Here is a 17,292-nt window from a genome sequence, read left to right as displayed (position 1 = left end):
CTCCCCCGGCCGGCCCGAAGCACCCGCTGCCCCGGACCGGGGCAGCGGGCATGCTCAGGGCAGCAGGTCGCGCACGACCGCGTCGGCGAGCAGCCGCCCGCGCAGGGTGAGCACCGCCCGGCCGGCCGCGTACTCATCCGTGTCCAACAGGCCGTCAGCCAGCGCCCGCTCGGCACCAGCCCGGCCGGTGCCGTCGAGCACCGCCAGCGGCAGGCCGCTGGCGAGTCGCAGCCGGAGCATCACGTCCTCCATGTGCGTCTCGTCGACCGTGAGGACCTCCCGGGCCAGGCCGGGGGACGCGCCTGCGGCCAACCGCTGGGCGTACGCCGAGGGGTGTTTGACGTTCCACCAGCGCACGCCGCCGACGTGGCTGTGCGCCCCCGGCCCCAGCCCCCACCAGTCCGCGCCGGTCCAGTAGAGCAGGTTGTGCCGGCAGCGAGCCTCGTCGGTGCGGGCCCAGTTGGAGACCTCATACCAGGAGAGCCCCGCCGCGTCGAGTGCGGCCTCCGCCGCCAGGTAGCGGTCCGCGGCCACGTCGTCACTGGGGTACGCCAGTTCGCCGCGCTTCATCCGGGCGGCGAGCCGGGTGCCGTCCTCGACGATCAGGGCGTACGCGCTGACGTGGTCCACCCCGGCGGCCACGACCTGGTCCAGTGAGGCGGCGAAGTCCTCGGCCCGTTCCCCCGGTGTCCCGTAGATCAGATCCAGGTTGACGTGCTCAAACCCGGCGTCCCGCGCCTCCAGGGCGGCGGCGGTGGCCCGGCCGGCGCTGTGTTTGCGGTCCAGGATCGCCAGCACTCCCGGGGAGGCGGACTGCATGCCCAGCGAGATCCGGGTGTAGCCGGCAGCCCGCAGCTGCTTCAACGATTCCGGGGTGACCGATTCGGGGTTGGCCTCGGTGGTCACCTCGGCGTCGGCGGCCAGCCCCCAGGTGCGGTCGATGCCGTCGAGGATGCGGGCCAGGTCGTCGGCGGGGAGCAGGGTGGGCGTACCGCCGCCGACGAAGACGGTGTCGACCCGGGGCGGTGGGCTGTCGCCGAGCACCCGGGCCGCGAGTGCCAGCTCGGCGAGGACGGTATCGGCGTACCCCTCGCGGCTGGCGCCACCACCCAGCTCGGCCGCCGTGTAGGTGTTGAAGTCGCAGTAGCCGCACCGGCTGGCGCAGAACGGCACGTGTACGTAGACGCCGAAGCCGCGCGCGCCGACCGCTGCGGTGGCGGTGGCGGGCAGCGATCCGTCGACGGGGACGGTCTCACCATCTGGAAGGACGCCGGGCATGGCCACTAGTGTGCCCGGCATGACCTCTCCCGACGTCCTCGTGCGGGTCGCCACGGCCCGTGGGGTGACCACCCTCACCCTGGACAGCCCGCACAACCGCAACGCGCTCTCCACCGGCCTGATGACCCAACTGCTGGCCGGGCTGGCGGACGCGGTCGCCGACGACGCGGTTCGAGTGGTCGTGCTGGACCACACCGGCCCGGTCTTCTGCTCGGGAGCGGATCTGAAGGAGACCGCTGCGGCGTACGCCAGCGGGACGGTGCCCGCCGGGATGCTGGGCGATGTGCTCGCCGCGCTCTGGGAGTGTCCGAAGCCGGTGCTGGCCCGGGTTGCGGGGCCGGCGCGAGCCGGTGGGCTGGGCCTGATCGCCGCCGCCGATCTGGCGGTCTGCGCCGATCAGGCGACGTTCGCGTTCACCGAGGTGCGGATCGGGGTGATCCCGGCGGTGATCTCGGCGACCGTGCTGCCCCGGCTGCACCCGCGCGCGGCTGCCGAGTTGTACCTGACCGGGGACACCTTCGACGGCCGACGAGCCGCCGAGATCGGCCTGGTCACGGCCTCTGTGCCGGCGGATGGGTTGGACGCTGCGGTGCAGCGGTTCTGCGACTCGCTGGTACGCGGCGCGCCCGGCGCGTTGGCCGGGACGAAGGAGTTGCTGCGCCGACCGGGGACCGCCGAGCTGCGTGCCGACCTGGGCCGGCTGGCCGCTCTCTCGACCGGCTATTTCCTCTCCGACGAGGGGCGCGAGGGAGTCCTGGCCTTCCGGGAGAAGAGGTCGGCTCGATGGGTGGCCGCTCTCGACGACGTCTGAGCATTCGGGTATGCGTTCCTGTGCGTCAACCGTCATAAGTCCTTGACCGGTCAATCACTTTCCGGCGGCGTCGAGGCGGTGACGCGCACAACAGGTCACGCGGCCGGGCCATACGGGCAGGTGAGACCACGCCTGGAGCGGGAATGCCTCGATCGGAACGCGTCGGCGGAGCCGGCCCCGAACCGGGGCGGAGCCGCCGAGCCGACCCCGAACCGCTCGGACGACCCGAACGGAGCGGCGGAGACGTACGCTTGTCAGACTTGCCGATCTGGGGGTGTGGGTGCGAACTCGGGCAGCCGTGGCGGGTGGAGTCGTGCTCATCCTCGTCGCCGTGATCGCGATCTGGCTCGTCGTACGGCAGGTCGGTGACCGCCTCCAGTTGCCGGTTCTGGCACGCAAGTGCACCGTGCAGGCCGACGGCCGGGTCGCGCTGGACGCCGACCAGATGGCAAACGCGGCGACCATCGCGGCGATCGGCGCAAAGCGCGGAATGCCCGAGCGGGCTGTGGTTGTCGCGCTGGCCACGGCATACCAGGAGTCCGGGCTACGCAACCTCGCCGACGGCGACCGCGACTCCCTCGGCCTGTTCCAGCAGCGACCGAGCCAGGGATGGGGCACCCCGGCGCAGATTCGCGACCCGCGCTACGCGGCCAACCGGTTCTACGCCGCGCTCAAGAAGGTGCGCGGCTGGGAAAAGATGCGCGTCACCGACGCCGCCCAGCGGGTGCAGCGCTCAGCCTTCCCCGAGGCCTACCAGAAGTGGGCCGACGACTCCGAGGTGCTCAGCCGGGCACTGATGGGCGACGCCACCGGCGCGGTCGCCTGCACGGTGGGGCGTACCCCGGCGATGCACGGAGCGGCGGCGGCCGCGCAGCTGACCCGCAACCTGGTGCTGGACTGGGGGTTGAAGGGCCTCGACCCGACCGACCCGACCGGCCTGGCAGTGACTCCGGGCGACCAGCGCGACGGCTGGCGGTACGCACACTGGCTGGTTTCGCACGCGCAGGATCACGGTGTGAAGCGCGTCCGCTTCGGCGACCTGGAGTGGACCGCCCGCAACGGCACCTGGGATCGGGTGAGCGGGCAGCAGAGCCCTGCCGGCCAGGTGGTGGCCGAGGTGTTCAACGAGGGTTGACCGGTTCGGATCTCCTAACCGGCAGTCACCGCACAATCGGACAAGAGACCGCGAATCCCTCCATTGATCGCGGAAGTCTCACTCTACGCAGCCCTCCCGCTGCGCGGGGTCCCACTGAGGCCTACTCGCGCAACAGGCACCTCCCGATGGGCATGCCGTCGCGTTACGATCGGCGGCCTGTGCCAGAAAAGGTTTCACCTCATGGGGAGGGGTACGACGCGGTGTTCGATTACGGCGACCGGACCGGCTACGAACCGATCAGCGACACTGACCGCAAGGAGTTCCACGAGCAGGGCTTCCTCCTGCTGCGCAACGTCCTGACGGAGGACCACCGGGCGGCGCTGGAGGCGGCGGTCGACCGCGTCTACGCGGAGGAGCAGGCAAAGGGCACCACCAAGAAGGACGGCACCCTGCACCTGCTGGGCTTCCTGGAGCGCGACGAGCTCTTCGGGGAGCTGCTCACCCACCCGATCGCCTTCCCGTACATGTGGGGGCTGGCCGGCTGGAACATCTACACCCACCACAACCACCTGGACGTCACCCCGCCGGCCGCCGAGCCGGAGAAGCCGTACTGGGGTTGGCACCAGGACGGGTACCGGCAGAACTCCGACCCGGAGACGATGGACCCGAACCTGCCCCGGCCGATGTTCTCGCTGAAGGTCGCGTACGTGCTGTCGGATCTCTCCGAGACCGGCCGCGGCGCCACCAAGGTCATCCCGGGCAGCCACCTCAAGAACTCGCTGCCCCGGCCGGCGGACCTCACCGTCCAGAACCCCGACCCGGAGGGCACGGTGGAGATCACCGCCAACCCGGGCGACGCGTTCATCTTCGACCGCCGGCAGTGGCACTCGCGCTCGACGAACCTGTCGACCATCACCCGCAAGATGCTCTTCGTCGGCTACACCTACCGGTGGATCCGTCCGCTGGACGAGCTGCACCCCGACGTGAACGGCGAGTGGTACCGCAACCGCACCCCCGTGCAGCGCCAGCTGATCGGTGAGGGCACCCACACCGCCAACTACTGGGGCATCAACTGGGACGGGTACGTCGACGACGAGATCCCGCTGCGCAAGGAGCTCAAGGAGCGCGGTCTGCTCGACCGCAACATCCCCTGGCTGCGCTGATTTACCAGAAGGGGCCCCTGTCACCGCCCTCGGCATGGCAGGGGCCCCTTTTTCTGTACCCGGCGACCGGCCAGCGGTGCGCGGCGGGTAGATGTTCGGCTAACCGACAGTTGGAGGGCGCAGCGGCAGGCAGGCCGTACCCTCTGCCGCATGAAGGACGGCATCGCCCTGACGTTGCTTCTCCTCGGAGTGGCCATCGGCGTCGTCGGGAACTGGATCAAACCACCACAGAAGATGACCGGGCGCTGGGTGATCGGCATCTTCGCGCTGCTCCTCGTGGCAGCGTCGGTCTTCACGTTCCTGGAGGACCGCCTGCCGGACGGGCAGTCCTCACCTCCCGGGGCCCAGCCCACGACCGTGCCGGCGCAGATCCCCACCGTGGGGGCGCCGCCCTCCACGGTCGCCACATCCACGCCGACCGCGTCGGTCCGAAAGCCGACCAGCCCGAAGGCGGCTCCGGGCGCCACCGCCACGAGATCGAGTGCCGGCCCGCAGGGAACCAGCGGCAAGAACAAGCCGCCGCGGTCTCCGTATGTCGCCGCGAACAGCTTCCAGCGCTTCGGCGGAACACACGGGCCATTCACCCTGGTCGCCGAGGGAACAGCGCTACGGATCGACACACCGGACAGCATCGAGAGCCAGTGGGGCGCCTACCTTAAGGACCACATGATGTGCGACGGCACGGTCGAGTTCGACGTCCGGCTCGGCGCAGGCACTGTCGACTACTACGGGCTGGCCGTGCTTCCCCGCGGCGGTCTCGACAACGACCAGGCGACCGGCGACGCGATCATCCTCTACCTGGACTCCGACGGCTCCTTCATCGCCAAGTTCTCGTCCCTGCCGACACCGGGTGTCGGCGGGGTCGGCGGCGGTTCATATCCGGTCGCCGACCTGCACCAGACGCGCCACATCGTGGTCTCGGCCCGGGGCTCGACCTACTCGGTGCGTGTGGACGGCGTCCCGGCCGGCCAGTTCGCCGAGACGGAGAGCGCCGGTTGCGGGAAGCTCACGCTGGCCGCCTGGGGCGGCACCACCGCCCACATCGAGGACGTCCTGGTGCAGTGAACGCCGCGGCGGTGACCCGGCGCAGGCCGACCCCGCCGGCGCGCCCACTCGGCGGTCGTCAACGCCCCAGCCGGCGCTGGACCTTCTCCCGGATCGACTCCGGCAGGTCGGATGCCTCCAGCAGCCGGGGCAGCAACTCCGGCTCCAGGCTAGTCGCCCGGAACACCTCGCCGATGGTCACGCCATGCGCGGGACGCTCCACCACCTCGACCGGGTCGCCTGGGCCCATCTCACCTTCCCGCAACACCCGCAGGTAGGCGCCGGGCAGCGCCCGGGCGGTGAACCGCTTGATCAGATCCGGTATGCCCCAGAAGCCGGCGAAGGTGGTGCAGGGCGTACGCGGCTTGGTGACCTGGAGCAGGGCGGTGCCGATCTGCCACTGCTCGCCGATCACCGCGCCGGTCACGTCGACCGCGTACGTGGTCAGGTTCTCACCGAAGGCACCGGGCCCTACGGCGCGGCCCAGCTCGGCCGCCCACCAACCGGCGTCCTCCTCCGCGTAGGCGTAGACCGCCTGGTCGGAGCCGCCGTGATGGGCCCGCTCGCCGATGAAGTCACCGACCACCCCCTCGAAGCGGACAAGCACCGGCCCATCCACCGGCCGCTTGTCGATGCCGCTGCGACCGCTCACGTCGCCGGCCCACTCCGCCTCGGTCACCACGCCGAGGTTCACCGCTGCCACCCTGCCCGTCATGACGGCCAGCCTAGCGGCGGCGCGGTGTCCGCCCGTATCCGCGAACGCCCCGGGTCAGCCCTTGACGGCGCCAGCCACCAGACCGGAGACCATCCGGCGCTGCACCAGCAGGAAGAAGATGATGACCGGCAGGGTGAACAGTGTGGACGCAGCCATCACCGGCCCCCAGTTCGTGTCGTCCCGGCCGAAGAAGAAGGTCATCGCCACCGGCAGCGTGTAACTCCCCTGATCGTTGATGAACGTCAACGCGAAGATCAGCTCGTTCCACGCGGTGATGAAGGAGAAGATGCTGGTTGCCACCAGGCCGGGCGCGACCAGAGGAAAGAGGACCCGACGGAAGGTCTGGGCCCGGCTGGCGCCGTCGATGGCAGCCGCCTCCTCCAGCTCCTTGGGCACCGCGGCGACGAAACCGCGCAGCATCCAGACCGCGAACGGCAGCGAGAAGCCGAGGTACGTGAGGATCAGGCTGGGCAGGGTGTTGTAGAGCCCCAGCCGCTGGATCATCAGGAACAGCGGGATGACCAGCGCCTCCAGCGGGATCATCTGCACCACCAGCAGCATGATCAGGAAACTGGTCCGCAGCCGGAAGCGGAACCGGGCCACCGCGGTCGCGGCGAGCAGCGCGACCAGGCCGCTGAGCACCACCGTGGAGACCGCGACAAGCGCGCTGTTGAGGAAGAAGTCGAAGAAGCTCACGCCGGGGATCAGGTTGCCGGTCAGGATCTCCCGGTAGTGCGCCAGCGTCGGGTGGGTCGGCACCGGCTGCGGGGTGGCCGAGAAGATCTCGTTGCTCGGCTTCAACGAGGTGGAGATCATCCAGTAGACCGGGAACGCCGCGAAGAGCGCGACCAGCAGCCCGGCGGCGTTGAGGGCGACCTTCTTCACGACTCGTCCTCCTGCCTGAGCACCATCCGTACGTAGAAGCCGGTCACCACGAGCAGGATCAGCGTGAGGATCACCGCGATGGCCGCGCCGAGTCCGTACTTCGGCGGCGGAGAGAAAGCTTCGGCGTACGAGTAGATGGCGAGCATGAACGTCGGCCGGTCCTGGGTGCCGCCGGCCAACACGAACTGCTGGGTGAAGACCTTGAAGTCCCAGATGGTGGAGAGCACGATCAGGATCCCGAAGACCGGGCGCAGCAACGGGAAGGTGATCTTCCAGAAGACCCGCCACGGGCTGGCGCCGTCCACCCGGGCCGCCTCGTGCAGCTCGCTCGGCACGCTCTTGAGACCCGCGAGCACGCTCACCGCGATGAACGGGAACGAATGCCAGACCACCACCAGGGTGAGGATGGAGAAGAAGAGCAGTGGCGAGTTGAACCAGCCGTAGCCGGTCCAGTCGCTACGACCGAACAGTCCATTGGAGAGCCCGTCCGGCAGCGCGTTGAACAACCAGGTGACGAGGCCGCTCGTGTCGTCGAAGATCCACTTCCAGACGATGGTGCCGGTCAGCGCCGGCGTGGCCCAGGCGAGCATCACGCAACTGGCCACGAAGGTCGCCATCTTGCGGCCGAGCCGGTTGAGCAGCAGCCCGACCAGAGTGCCGAGGACCATCGTGAGCAGCACGTTGGCCGCAGCGAACAGAACCGTGTTGCGCAACACCGTCAGGAAGAACGGGTCGGAGAGGATGTCGGCGTAGTTGCCCAACCCCACCCACGGCCACTCCCGGTCGCCGCGCAGTTGCCGGACGTTGTTCAGCCGGTAGAAGGACATGACCACCACCTGGCCGAGCGGCCAGAGCAGCAGCACCCCAATGATCACCAGTGCGGGCAGGAGCAGCAGGTAGGGCAGGCGGTCCACCCGGCGACGCCGCCGCGCGGGGGTCTCCCGCGCGGCGGCCGTCTCCGGGTTTTTTGTCTGTGAGCTCACTTGCTGTTCAAAATGCCTTCCATCTCACCGGCCGCGTCGGCGGTAGCCTTCTCGACCGTCTTCTGACCCTTCATGACCGAGCTGTTCATCGCCTGGGTCACCGTCTTGGTCCGGCTGACCTCCACCCACTTCGGGGTGAGCGGCGTGAGCTTGGTGTTCTGCATGGTGGTGGCGAACGCCGCCATCACCTTGTCGTTGGCGTACGTGTCACTAGCGACCAGATCCTGGTAGACCGGGAAGAAGCCGAGGCTGCTCGCGAAGCTCTGCGCGTTCTTCTTGTTCAGCAGCACGGTCAGGTAATCCCAGGCCAGGTCCTGCCGCTCACTGTCCTTCCAGATCGCCACGTCCGAGCCGCCCGCGAAACCGGGTGCCGCCTTGCCGTCCGGGCCGGGAATCGGGAACGTACCCCAGACCTTCTCGATCTCGGGGTTGTCCTTCTTGATGGCGGCCTGCTGCCAACTGCCGGCGAACGCCATCGCCGCCTTGCCGGTGGCGAACTGGGTGCGCGCGTCGATCTCGTTCCACCCTGCCGCTGCCGGCGGGGCCACCTTGTGCACGGTCACCAGGTCGGTCCAGAACTTGACGGCCCGCTGCGCCTCGGGCGTGGTGTAGCCGGACTTCCAGGTGCCGCCCTGGTTGCTGGCGATCTCGCCGCCGGCACCCCAGAGGAAGGAGTAGAAAGGCAGCTCGGAGTTGCCGGGCAGGGCGATGCCGTAGGTGCCCTTCTTCTTCGCCTGCACGGCCTTGGCCACCGTGACCAGGTCGTCCCAGGTCTTCGGCGGCTGAACGCCCGCCTCGGCGAACCAGTCCGTGCGGTAGTAGATCGCCCGGACGCCCGCGTACCACGGCACGCCGTACTGCTTGCCGTCGAGCTGCGCGTTGCGCACCAGGTCGGGCAGCAGGTCCTTGCCGTCGGCCCAGCCGCCCATCCGACCACTCACGTCGGCGAGCGCCTCCTGGGCAGCCCAGCCCTGAGTCTCGGTGTTGCCCAACTCGGTGACGTCCGGCCCTTCGCCTCCGGCGAGCGCGGCCTGGAACTTCTTGGGCGCCTCGAGCCAGGGAATGTACTGCACCACCACGTCGGTGTCGGGGTGCTTCTGGCGGAACTCGGCCTCGACCCCGTCGAGGAACGCGTTCTGCGCGTCGCCGCCCTCGCCCATCATCCAGACCGTGAGCTTGCTGTCGTCGGCCGCGTCCTCACCGGAACCCCCACAACCGGTCAGCACCATCGCGGCCGAGGCCACCATGGCGGTGACCGGGGCCAGCCGCTTCCACCTGTTCACGCCACTTCTCCCCTCGCACCGCCTGGAACTAACCTTCTCCGCCGCACCTTAGTACGGAGAAATCCTTTACGACAGTGGTTGGCACCGGCCGAAGCGTGGCGACCGTACCGCAGAGGCCCGACGAACGGCGCTGTCACATCCGGCCGAAGGCGGGCGACTAGCGCACGAAAGAGCGCCCGGCCAGGGGCCGAGCGCTCTTCCAGTCGGGTCGTCTTGGCAGTCGTGCTGCCTCGCCAGGTGATGCCAGGTCGTTATCGGGTGACGCGGCGGCGGCCCACACCGGCCACCAGCGCGACCGCGATGGCCGCAACGACAACCTGCACCAGCAGCTCGCCCCAGTCGATGCCGCTCGTCTCGGTAGCGATGCCAATGGCCCGCGCCAGCACAGTGCCCAGCAAAGCCGCGCCAATACCGATGAGCATGTGCAGCCAGATCGGCATGTTCTGCCGGCCCGGAACGACCAGGCGGCCGAGCGCGCCGACGATGAGACCAACAACGATCGCAGTGATGATGCCCCACACGGTGAGCTCCACGGCCACCCTCCTTCAAAGAATGTCTGACACACGATGTGTGTGCTTCCTGTCGTGACCGCTAAGTGCCCGCCCCACCGAAAACCCAAACCGACTCAGGCCACCAAACGATCACGACTTGGCCGACAAGACCCGTTCCACCGCCCACCCACCCACCCGCGCCACGGGCCACAGGCCACAGGCCACGGGCCACGGGCCACCGGGACCACGGGCCACCGGGACCACGGGCCACCGGGACCACCGGGACCACCGGGGCCACCGGGGCCACCGGGCCACTCAGACCGCATGATCAACACCAGGTCGCCGATATTGCGGCATCAGCCCGCGGAGACACCCCCACATCGGCGAAATGGAGTGGATCACGCCGGGGTGCGCCGGAAAGGCCCGACGAGACCCTGCCCGTATGACCACTCAGGACCCCGACCCGAAGATCAACACCAGGTCGCCGACATTGCGGCATCAGCCCGCGGAGACACCCCCACATCGGCGAAATGGAGCGGATCACTGCGATTCGGCACGCCGGGGCGCCCGACAGGGCACGACGTTCGGCCCCGGCCGGAATGAACGCCGATGGGCGCCCGACCTGTCGGTCGGACGCCCATCCGGAGTGTTGCGATAGTGCTTGGTGTTATCGGGTGACGCTGCGGCGGCGGCCCACACCGGCCACCAGCGCGACCGCGATGGCCGCAACGACAACCTGCACCAGCAGCTCGCCCCAGTCGATGCCGCTCGTCTCGGTAGCGATGCCAATGGCCCGCGCCAGCACGGTGCCCAGCAGAGCCGCGCCAATACCGATGAGCATGTGCAGCCAGATCGGCATGTTCTGCCGGCCCGGAACGACCAGGCGGCCGAGCGCGCCGACGATGAGACCAACAACGATCGCAGTGATGATGCCCCACACGGTGAGCTCCACGGCCACCCTCCTTCAAAGAATGTCTGACACACGATGTGTGTGCTTCCTGTCGTGACCGCTAAGTGCCCGCCCCACCGAAAACCCAAACCGACTCACCTCGAACGACAACGCCAGATGTCAATACCTAAGGGGTGCGTCGGTTGGCACGGGAGTGCGTCCACACAGGTGGGAGCCCATCTTGTCGGCGCGATCAGCCCACAACATCGCCAGAAAAATTCCCGCACCCGGCGGTCACGCCACCGCTGTCAGCAACCAGCCGACGCCCACGACGGGCAGATAGACCGACCGAGGCAGGCCGGCAAAGACAGGCCGACCCAGACAAGAGGCCGCGACAGGCCGGCCGAGGCATACCGACCAAGACAAGAGGCCGCGACAGGACGGCAAAGACAGACCGACCGCGGCAGCCCGGCAAAGACAGGCCGGCCGAGACAAGAGGCCGCGACAAGCCGGCAAAGACAGCCCGGCCAACGCAGACCGGCCAAGACAGCCCGGCAAAGACAGACCGGCCGACGCAGCGGCGGGCACCCGCCTTAGGGCTGCCCGTCCGAGCATTCCGGTCTGAGCGGACGCTCGATCTTGAACCCTGAGGCGCGACACGCTAGATCCGCACACTTTCGGGGAAAGTGCAGCCTGGACACGTCGCCAGGCTGCACTTTCCCCGAAAAACGCGCAGATCTCGGTCGCTCGGAGGGCGAGACCGGACAGACACCCGATCGCACGTACGGAGGGGGTGGCCCGGTTCGGCGTAGGGGTCTACTTCTTCCCGGCGGCCTTGCCGTCGCCAGAGTCAGAGGAGAGGGCGGCGATGAAGGCTTCCTGCGGCACCTCGACCCGGCCCACCATCTTCATCCGCTTCTTGCCCTCCTTCTGCTTCTCCAGCAGCTTGCGCTTACGGCTGATGTCACCGCCGTAGCACTTGGCGAGCACGTCCTTGCGGATCGCCCGAATGGTCTCTCGGGCGATGACCCGGCTGCCGATGGCCGCCTGGATCGGCACCTCGAACTGCTGGCGCGGGATCAGGGTACGCAGCTTCGCGGCGATGGTGACGCCGTAGTTGTACGCCTTGTCCTTGTGCACGATGGCGCTGAACGCGTCCACCGGCTCGCCGTGCAGCAGGATGTCCACCTTCACCAGGTCGGACGCCTGCTCGCCGGAGGGCTCGTAGTCGAGTGAGGCGTAGCCCTTGGTACGGCTCTTCAACTGGTCGAAGAAGTCGTAGATGATCTCCGCGAGGGGCAGCGTGTAGCGCAACTCCACCCGGTCGGCGGACAGGTAGTCCATGCCCAGCAGGGTGCCGCGTCGGCCCTGGCAGAGCTCCATCACCGCGCCCACGTAGTCGTTGGGCGTCAGCACGGTGGCCCGGACGACCGGCTCGTACACCTCGGCGATCTTGCCGGTGGGGTACTCGCTCGGGTTGGTCACGACGATCTCCTCGCCGTCGTCGGTGATCGCCCGGTAGACGACGTTCGGCGCGGTGGAGATCAGGTCGAGGTTGTACTCGCGCTCCAGCCGCTCCCGGATGATCTCCAGGTGGAGCAGGCCGAGGAAGCCGCAGCGGAAACCGAAGCCGAGCGCGCCGGAGGTCTCCGGCTCGTAGTCCAGTGCGGCGTCGTTGAGCTTGAGCTTGTCGAGTGCCTCGCGCAGGTTGGGGTAGTCGGACCCGTCGATCGGGTAGAGGCCGGAGTAGACCATCGGCTTCGGGTCCTTGTAGCCACCCAGCGCCTCGGCCGCCGGCCGGCTGTTGATGGTGACCGTGTCACCGACCCGAGATTGCCGGACGTCCTTCACACCGGTGATCAGGTAGCCGACCTCGCCGACGCCGAGCGCCTCGGCCTTGACCATCTCGGGTGAGATGACACCGATCTCCAGCAGCTCGTGCACGGCCCCGGTGGACATCATCTTGATCCGGTCGCGGGCGCTGATCCGGCCGTCGATGACCCGGACGTACGTGACGACTCCGCGGTAGACGTCGTACACCGAATCGAAGATCATCGCCCGGGCGGGCGCCTCGGCGTCACCGACCGGGGGGATGAACTGCCGGACGATCTCGTCGAGCAGGTGCGGTACGCCTTCGCCGGTCTTACCGGAGACCCGGATGCAGTCGGCGGGGTCGCCGCCGATCAGGTGGGCCAACTCCTCGGCGTACTTCTCCGGCTGGGCGGCCGGCAGATCGATCTTGTTAAGCACCGGGATGATGCGCAGGTCGTTCTCGAGGGCCAGGTAGAGGTTGGCCAGGGTCTGCGCCTCGATGCCCTGCGCGGCGTCGACCAGCAGCACGGCCCCCTCACAGGCGGCCAGCGACCGGGACACCTCGTAGGTGAAGTCGACGTGCCCAGGGGTGTCGATCATGTTGAGCACCGCGTGCTCGCCGGCCCGCTCACCCTCACGGATGGTCCACGGCATGCGGACGGCCTGGCTCTTGATGGTGATGCCGCGCTCGCGCTCGATGTCCATCCGGTCCAGGTACTGGGCGCGCATCTGCCGGGGGTCGACCACGCCGGTGAGCTGCAGCATCCGGTCGGCCAGGGTCGACTTTCCGTGGTCGATGTGGGCGATGATGCCGAAGTTCCGGATGCGACCGGGGTCGGTGGAACCGGGAGCATTCGCGCCGGGATCGAGCTTCGGTGGCACAGCGGTCCGTTCTGGTCGGCTGACGTGAACAGGCCGGCGCGCCGCCGACCCCCTCTATGTTCCCACGCCGCCGGGGTGCGGCCGCTGCGCGGGCGACGGATCGGGCCGGGACCCTCACTCCATCGGCGGCTCGACGAAGAGCGCGGCCAGTCGGGGCAGCCGACGACGCGCCTCCTCCTCGTCGTCGAAGTCCCAGAAGTCGTTGAGGTCCGGCGTGCGCACCGGGTCGCGGTCCGCCGGCAGTTCGGTCGCGGTGGCCTTGCGGTAAGCGTCCCAGGGCACCGACAGCATCTGCTCGGCGGAGAACTCCTCGCCGCTGAGCGAGGCCGCCCGGACCTGGGGCAACTCGGCCAGCGAGTCCGGTTCGGCGACCGCGCCGGCGAAGACCGCCCGCCCCTGGGTCATCAGCCAGCCCCGGAAGTGCTCGAAGCCGTCGGCCGAGGCGCCGCCGTTGATCAGGTACGCCGCACCCCACAGATCCGCCTTGTGCGAGGCGGCAAGCACCCGCGTCTGATGCCGGGCGTACCCGATGATGTCCTCCGGGTCGCGCTCGGCGAGCAGCTCGACGGCCCGCGCGGCGACCGGGCCGGGCTCACCGCCCCCGCCGGCCCGAGCCTGGTCGATCAGCTGCCAGAAGTCCTCGGTCCTCATGGGTTGGCAGTCTGGCAGTGTCGCCGTGCGTCGCGCACGTACCCCGGGGCAGCATGGTGGGGTGTCCCGTCCCACGCTGCCGCCGGTGCCGTACCACGCGAGCGCGCTGCGCCCGTCGTGGCCGGCGTTGCCGGCGGCGCTGCGGGCCGCGGTCGCCGAACGGCTCGGCGCGCCGGTGGTCAGCGCCCGGGTCGCGGGCGCGGGGTTCACCCGGGGGTTCGCCGCCGTGCTCCAGACGGCTGACGGTGGTCGGGCCTTCATCAAGGCGGCGCCCGCCACCGAGCAACCGCATCTGGTCGACTGGTACGCCCGAGAGGCCGCGATCCTGGACCGGCTGCCGGCGGCCCTGCCGGCGCCCCGCCCCCGGTGGACCCTGTACGAAGCTGGCTGGTTCGTGCTCTGCACCGACGCCGTCGACGGCCATACCCCGCGCCTGCCCTGGGTGCGCGGCGAGTTGGACGCCACCCTCGCCGGGTACGCGGAGGTCGCCGCCGCCCTGGCCGACCCGCCTGCGGAGTTGACTGCGCTCGGCCTGCCGCACCTGGCCAATCTGGCCCGCTCGGACATCCTCTGGTGGGAGGAGGTCGCCGCAGGTCGCGAGCCGACCCCACCGTTACCGCCACCGGCACGGGGTCGGCTGCCCGAGCTGGTGGCGCTGGAGTCGCGCCTCCCCCAGTACGCCGCCGGGTCGACCGGCCTGATCCACGGTGACCTGCGGGTCGACAACGTGCTCATCGACGCGGACGGCCGAGCCTGGTTCTGCGACTGGACCTGGGTCTGCTCCGGGCCGGCCTGGTTCGACCTGGCCGGCCTGCTGCTCACCGCGTACGCCAGCGGGTTGGACGCGGACCGGCTCTTCGCCGCGCACCCGGCGACCGTGGGAGCACCTCCGGACGCGCTGGACGCGACCCTGGCCGCGTTGGCCGGTTACTACCTCACCGGCGCTGCGGCGGCACCGCCGACGACCTCGCCACACCTGCCCGCCCACCAGCGGTGGAGCGGTGAGCAGACGCTCGACTGGCTGGCTCGCCGCCAGGGCTGGCGGTGACCGGCGGCAACGGCCGGGAGCGTATTCTGGTCTCCGACGGGCCGGGTCCGTCCTCGCGAAGGCCGAGCCGTTTTGGCTCGTCCCGGGCGACCTGGTAACCTGGCTCTTCGCGCAGCGATGACGCATGTTCGTCATCACGCGCATAAGCTGACCAACCCGAGCTATCAAGACGAGGCTGTCGCGTGGCGAACATCAAGTCCCAGATCAAGCGCAACCGGCAGAACGAGAAGGCCCGGTTGCGCAACAAGTCGGTCAAGTCGTCGCTGAAGACCGCCGTCCGGAAGTTCAACGAGGCTGCCGAGGCCGGTGACGTCGAGAAGGCCACCGCGCTCATGCTGGACGCCTCTCGCAAGCTGGACAAGGCCGTCAGCAAGGGCGTGATCCACTCCAACCAGGCCGCGAACCGCAAGTCCGCGATCGCGAAGCGCGTGGTAGCGCTCTCCGCCTGACGATTTCACCGTCAGACTGATTCGGAAAGCCCCGGGCCTCGGCCCGGGGCTTCCGTGTGTCTACGGCCCGGCCGCACGCCCGCAGGTCCTGCGCGCAGTCCGACGGGTCGGCGCTCAGTCCGACGGGTCGGCGCGGCGGGTGGGTGGCACCGGATCGGCGGTGATCACGACGCCGGTGACGCTGTGCGAGATCCACTCGACCCGGGCTCGACCGACCACCGGTTCCATCTGCCGACGGAAACGGTCCCGTTCCTGCTCCGGCACGAGCGCGGCGGAACGGACCACGATCGCGGCCACCATGTCGTTGACCTTGACCATCGCCGCCACCACGACGGGCAGCACCAGCACCGCCCACCAGGTGACCAATTCGGCGAGGGCGAGCAGCACCGCCAGAGCGATGGTGCCCTCGAAGAAGAGGAAGCACAGCACACCACCGGGGTTGACGAACCGCAGGCCGAGGAGTCGGGCGTAGAGCGGCCGGTACCGCTCCTCGTCGACACCGATGGTGGCCCACGCTGGGCGGTTCGCCCTCGTCACCTGGTGCTGCCCTGCCGGGCCGCCGCGACCGAGAAGACCGCGCGCTCCAAGGCGTACGCCCGGTCGTCGGAGCCGCCCTTGACGGCCGCGTTGCACTCGGCGGCGACCTGCATGGCCCGGACCAGGCCCTCCGGCGTCCAGCCTCGCCCCTGCCGCTGCGCCCGCTCGATCTTCCACGCAGGCATCCCGAGGCTGCTGGCGAGTTGGTACGGGCTGCCCCGTCCGGCCGACGCCACCCGGGCCACCGTGCGCACCCCGTCGGCAAGGGCGTCGGCGATGGGCACCGGGTCGACCCCGACGTGCAGGGCCCAGCGCAGCGCCTCCAGAGCCGCCGGCACGTCACCGACCATGGTGGCGTCCGCCACGGTGAAGCCGGTCACCTCGACCCGCCCCCGGTAGTAGCGGGCAACCGTGTCGGCACTGATCCGCCCGTCGGTGTCGGCGATCAGTTGGGAGCAGGCGGCGGCCAGCTCGCGCAGGTCGTTGCCGACCGCCGCGATGAGCGCCTCGGCGGCGTCGTCGGTGCACTTCCCGCCGGCTCGACGGATCTCGTCACGAACGAAGGCCACCCGCTCGCGATGCCCCTTGAGCTTTGCCGCCGGGACCACCGTCGCGCCGGCCGCCCGCAGGCCGTCGGCGAACGCCTTTCCCTTGGCGGCACCCAGGTGCAGCACCAGTAGTTGAACGTCCGGGTCGGGGTTCTTCGCGTACGCCAGCAGCGCGGCGACCAGGTCTTTGCGGGCGTCCTGGCCGGAGCGCAGGATGAGCAGCCGCCGCCCGCCGAACAGCGAGGGGCTGAGCATCTCGGCGATCTCGCCGACGGCGAGCGCACTGGCCTGGTATTCGCGAACGTCCACCTCGGCGTCGATGCTGCGGACCTTCGCGACAGCTTCGGTGACCGCGCGCGTGGCGAGCAGCTCCTCGTCACCGAGGACGAGCAGAATAGGGGCGAGGCTGGCGGCGGTCACGCCGCCCATATTCGCACGGCCCACGGCGGGATCGTGCCTGCTCATTCACTGCTTGGTCGGCGCAGCGCGCACACAGTGCAAATCCCGACATCTATCTCAATTCGCCACTCAATCCGCAATTCACCTGCGGTGCATGCTTGCTGCGGGCTGGTCGACGCCCCCGGCCGGCCGCCTTCACGAAGCCCCGCCCTTGATCCACACGAGATCGCCGATATCGCGGTATCAGGAGCCGGCGGTTTCAAGCGGCGGTTGCAACCAGGTGTTTGTGGAGTACTTCGGCCGGATTATGCCAGTCGAGGGTTTTTCG

General features: G+C 69.4%; 17 protein-coding genes. 6 read left to right on the top strand and 11 right to left on the bottom strand.

The features are described from left to right. Positions 1-54 precede the first annotated feature (54 nt). Positions 55-1,278 carry a radical SAM family heme chaperone HemW gene (gene hemW, locus ACLQ28_RS32255; RefSeq protein WP_425690071.1) on the bottom strand — a complete coding sequence of 408 codons (1,224 nt, stop codon included), beginning with the start codon at positions 1,276-1,278 and terminating at the stop codon, positions 55-57. Between the two features lie 19 nt (positions 1,279-1,297). On the opposite strand from hemW, the gene ACLQ28_RS32250 reads away from it, so the two are divergent. The 4 genes from ACLQ28_RS32250 (at position 1,298) to ACLQ28_RS32235 (ending at position 5,413) form a co-directional block, all read left to right on the top strand. Further along, a complete protein-coding gene (locus ACLQ28_RS32250; RefSeq protein ID WP_425690032.1) occupies positions 1,298-2,089 on the top strand; it encodes an enoyl-CoA hydratase family protein in 792 nt (263 codons plus the stop codon). A gap of 274 nt (positions 2,090-2,363) precedes the next feature. Beyond that, the gene (locus ACLQ28_RS32245; protein WP_425690031.1) at positions 2,364-3,224 is read left to right on the top strand and encodes a hypothetical protein; all 861 of its coding nucleotides are present in this window, start codon (positions 2,364-2,366) and stop codon (positions 3,222-3,224) included. A 179-nt stretch (positions 3,225-3,403) separates the two neighbouring features. Next, positions 3,404-4,348, top strand: coding sequence for a phytanoyl-CoA dioxygenase family protein (locus ACLQ28_RS32240; protein WP_112677226.1), 945 nt, complete (start codon positions 3,404-3,406; stop codon positions 4,346-4,348). A 150-nt stretch (positions 4,349-4,498) separates the two neighbouring features. Continuing rightward, a complete protein-coding gene (locus tag ACLQ28_RS32235; protein ID WP_425690030.1) occupies positions 4,499-5,413 on the top strand; it encodes a hypothetical protein in 915 nt (304 codons plus the stop codon). Positions 5,414-5,471: 58 nt separating this feature from the next. Here the strand turns inward: ACLQ28_RS32235 and ACLQ28_RS32230 are convergent, their stop codons facing one another. From ACLQ28_RS32230 to ACLQ28_RS32195, 8 genes are all read right to left on the bottom strand, one after another. Then, on the bottom strand, positions 5,472-6,107 hold the full coding sequence (locus tag ACLQ28_RS32230; protein ID WP_425690029.1) for an MOSC domain-containing protein: 636 nt from the start codon (positions 6,105-6,107) through the stop codon (positions 5,472-5,474). 54 nt (positions 6,108-6,161) lie between these two features. Beyond that, positions 6,162-6,992, bottom strand: a complete 831-nt coding sequence (locus tag ACLQ28_RS32225; RefSeq protein ID WP_355427528.1) for a carbohydrate ABC transporter permease — start codon at positions 6,990-6,992, stop codon at positions 6,162-6,164. Beyond that, a complete protein-coding gene (locus tag ACLQ28_RS32220; protein WP_425690028.1) occupies positions 6,989-7,975 on the bottom strand; it encodes a carbohydrate ABC transporter permease in 987 nt (328 codons plus the stop codon). The genes ACLQ28_RS32225 and ACLQ28_RS32220 overlap by 4 nt, the downstream gene beginning before the upstream one ends. Further along, a complete protein-coding gene (locus ACLQ28_RS32215) occupies positions 7,972-9,258 on the bottom strand; it encodes a sugar ABC transporter substrate-binding protein (RefSeq protein ID WP_425690027.1) in 1,287 nt (428 codons plus the stop codon). Before ACLQ28_RS32215 ends, ACLQ28_RS32220 begins: the two co-directional genes overlap by 4 nt. Before the next feature lie 251 nt (positions 9,259-9,509). Beyond that, positions 9,510-9,791 (bottom strand): GlsB/YeaQ/YmgE family stress response membrane protein, encoded by a 282-nt coding sequence (locus ACLQ28_RS32210; RefSeq protein WP_425690026.1) that lies wholly within the window; start codon positions 9,789-9,791, stop codon positions 9,510-9,512. A 625-nt stretch (positions 9,792-10,416) separates the two neighbouring features. After that, entirely contained in the window at positions 10,417-10,701 is a 285-nt protein-coding gene (locus ACLQ28_RS32205; protein ID WP_425690025.1) for a GlsB/YeaQ/YmgE family stress response membrane protein, read from the bottom strand. A gap of 753 nt (positions 10,702-11,454) precedes the next feature. Next, positions 11,455-13,332, bottom strand: a complete 1,878-nt coding sequence (lepA, locus tag ACLQ28_RS32200; protein ID WP_425690024.1) for a translation elongation factor 4 — start codon at positions 13,330-13,332, stop codon at positions 11,455-11,457. Positions 13,333-13,446: 114 nt separating this feature from the next. After that, the gene (locus ACLQ28_RS32195) at positions 13,447-13,983 is read right to left on the bottom strand and encodes a DUF4240 domain-containing protein (RefSeq protein ID WP_425690023.1); all 537 of its coding nucleotides are present in this window, start codon (positions 13,981-13,983) and stop codon (positions 13,447-13,449) included. 61 nt (positions 13,984-14,044) lie between these two features. On the opposite strand from ACLQ28_RS32195, the gene ACLQ28_RS32190 reads away from it, so the two are divergent. After that, positions 14,045-15,031 (top strand): phosphotransferase family protein, encoded by a 987-nt coding sequence (locus ACLQ28_RS32190; protein ID WP_425690022.1) that lies wholly within the window; start codon positions 14,045-14,047, stop codon positions 15,029-15,031. A gap of 182 nt (positions 15,032-15,213) precedes the next feature. Then, positions 15,214-15,480 carry a 30S ribosomal protein S20 gene (gene rpsT, locus ACLQ28_RS32185; RefSeq protein WP_007464006.1) on the top strand — a complete coding sequence of 89 codons (267 nt, stop codon included), beginning with the start codon at positions 15,214-15,216 and terminating at the stop codon, positions 15,478-15,480. A 114-nt stretch (positions 15,481-15,594) separates the two neighbouring features. On the opposite strand, the gene ACLQ28_RS32180 is transcribed toward rpsT, so the two are convergent. Together ACLQ28_RS32180 and holA are read right to left on the bottom strand one after the other, a co-directional pair. After that, positions 15,595-16,017 (bottom strand): hypothetical protein, encoded by a 423-nt coding sequence (locus tag ACLQ28_RS32180; protein ID WP_425690021.1) that lies wholly within the window; start codon positions 16,015-16,017, stop codon positions 15,595-15,597. Continuing rightward, positions 16,014-16,994: a DNA polymerase III subunit delta gene (gene holA / locus ACLQ28_RS32175; RefSeq protein WP_425690070.1), complete on the bottom strand. Its 981-nt coding sequence runs from the start codon at positions 16,992-16,994 to the stop codon at positions 16,014-16,016. Before holA ends, ACLQ28_RS32180 begins: the two co-directional genes overlap by 4 nt. Positions 16,995-17,292 lie beyond the last annotated feature (298 nt).

This window comes from Micromonospora sp. DT201 (assembly GCF_049841575.1).
Lineage (GTDB): Bacteria > Actinomycetota > Actinomycetes > Mycobacteriales > Micromonosporaceae > Micromonospora.
The sequence above is the reverse complement of the archived record's forward strand: the minus strand, read 5'-3'. Positions and strand labels throughout refer to the sequence as shown.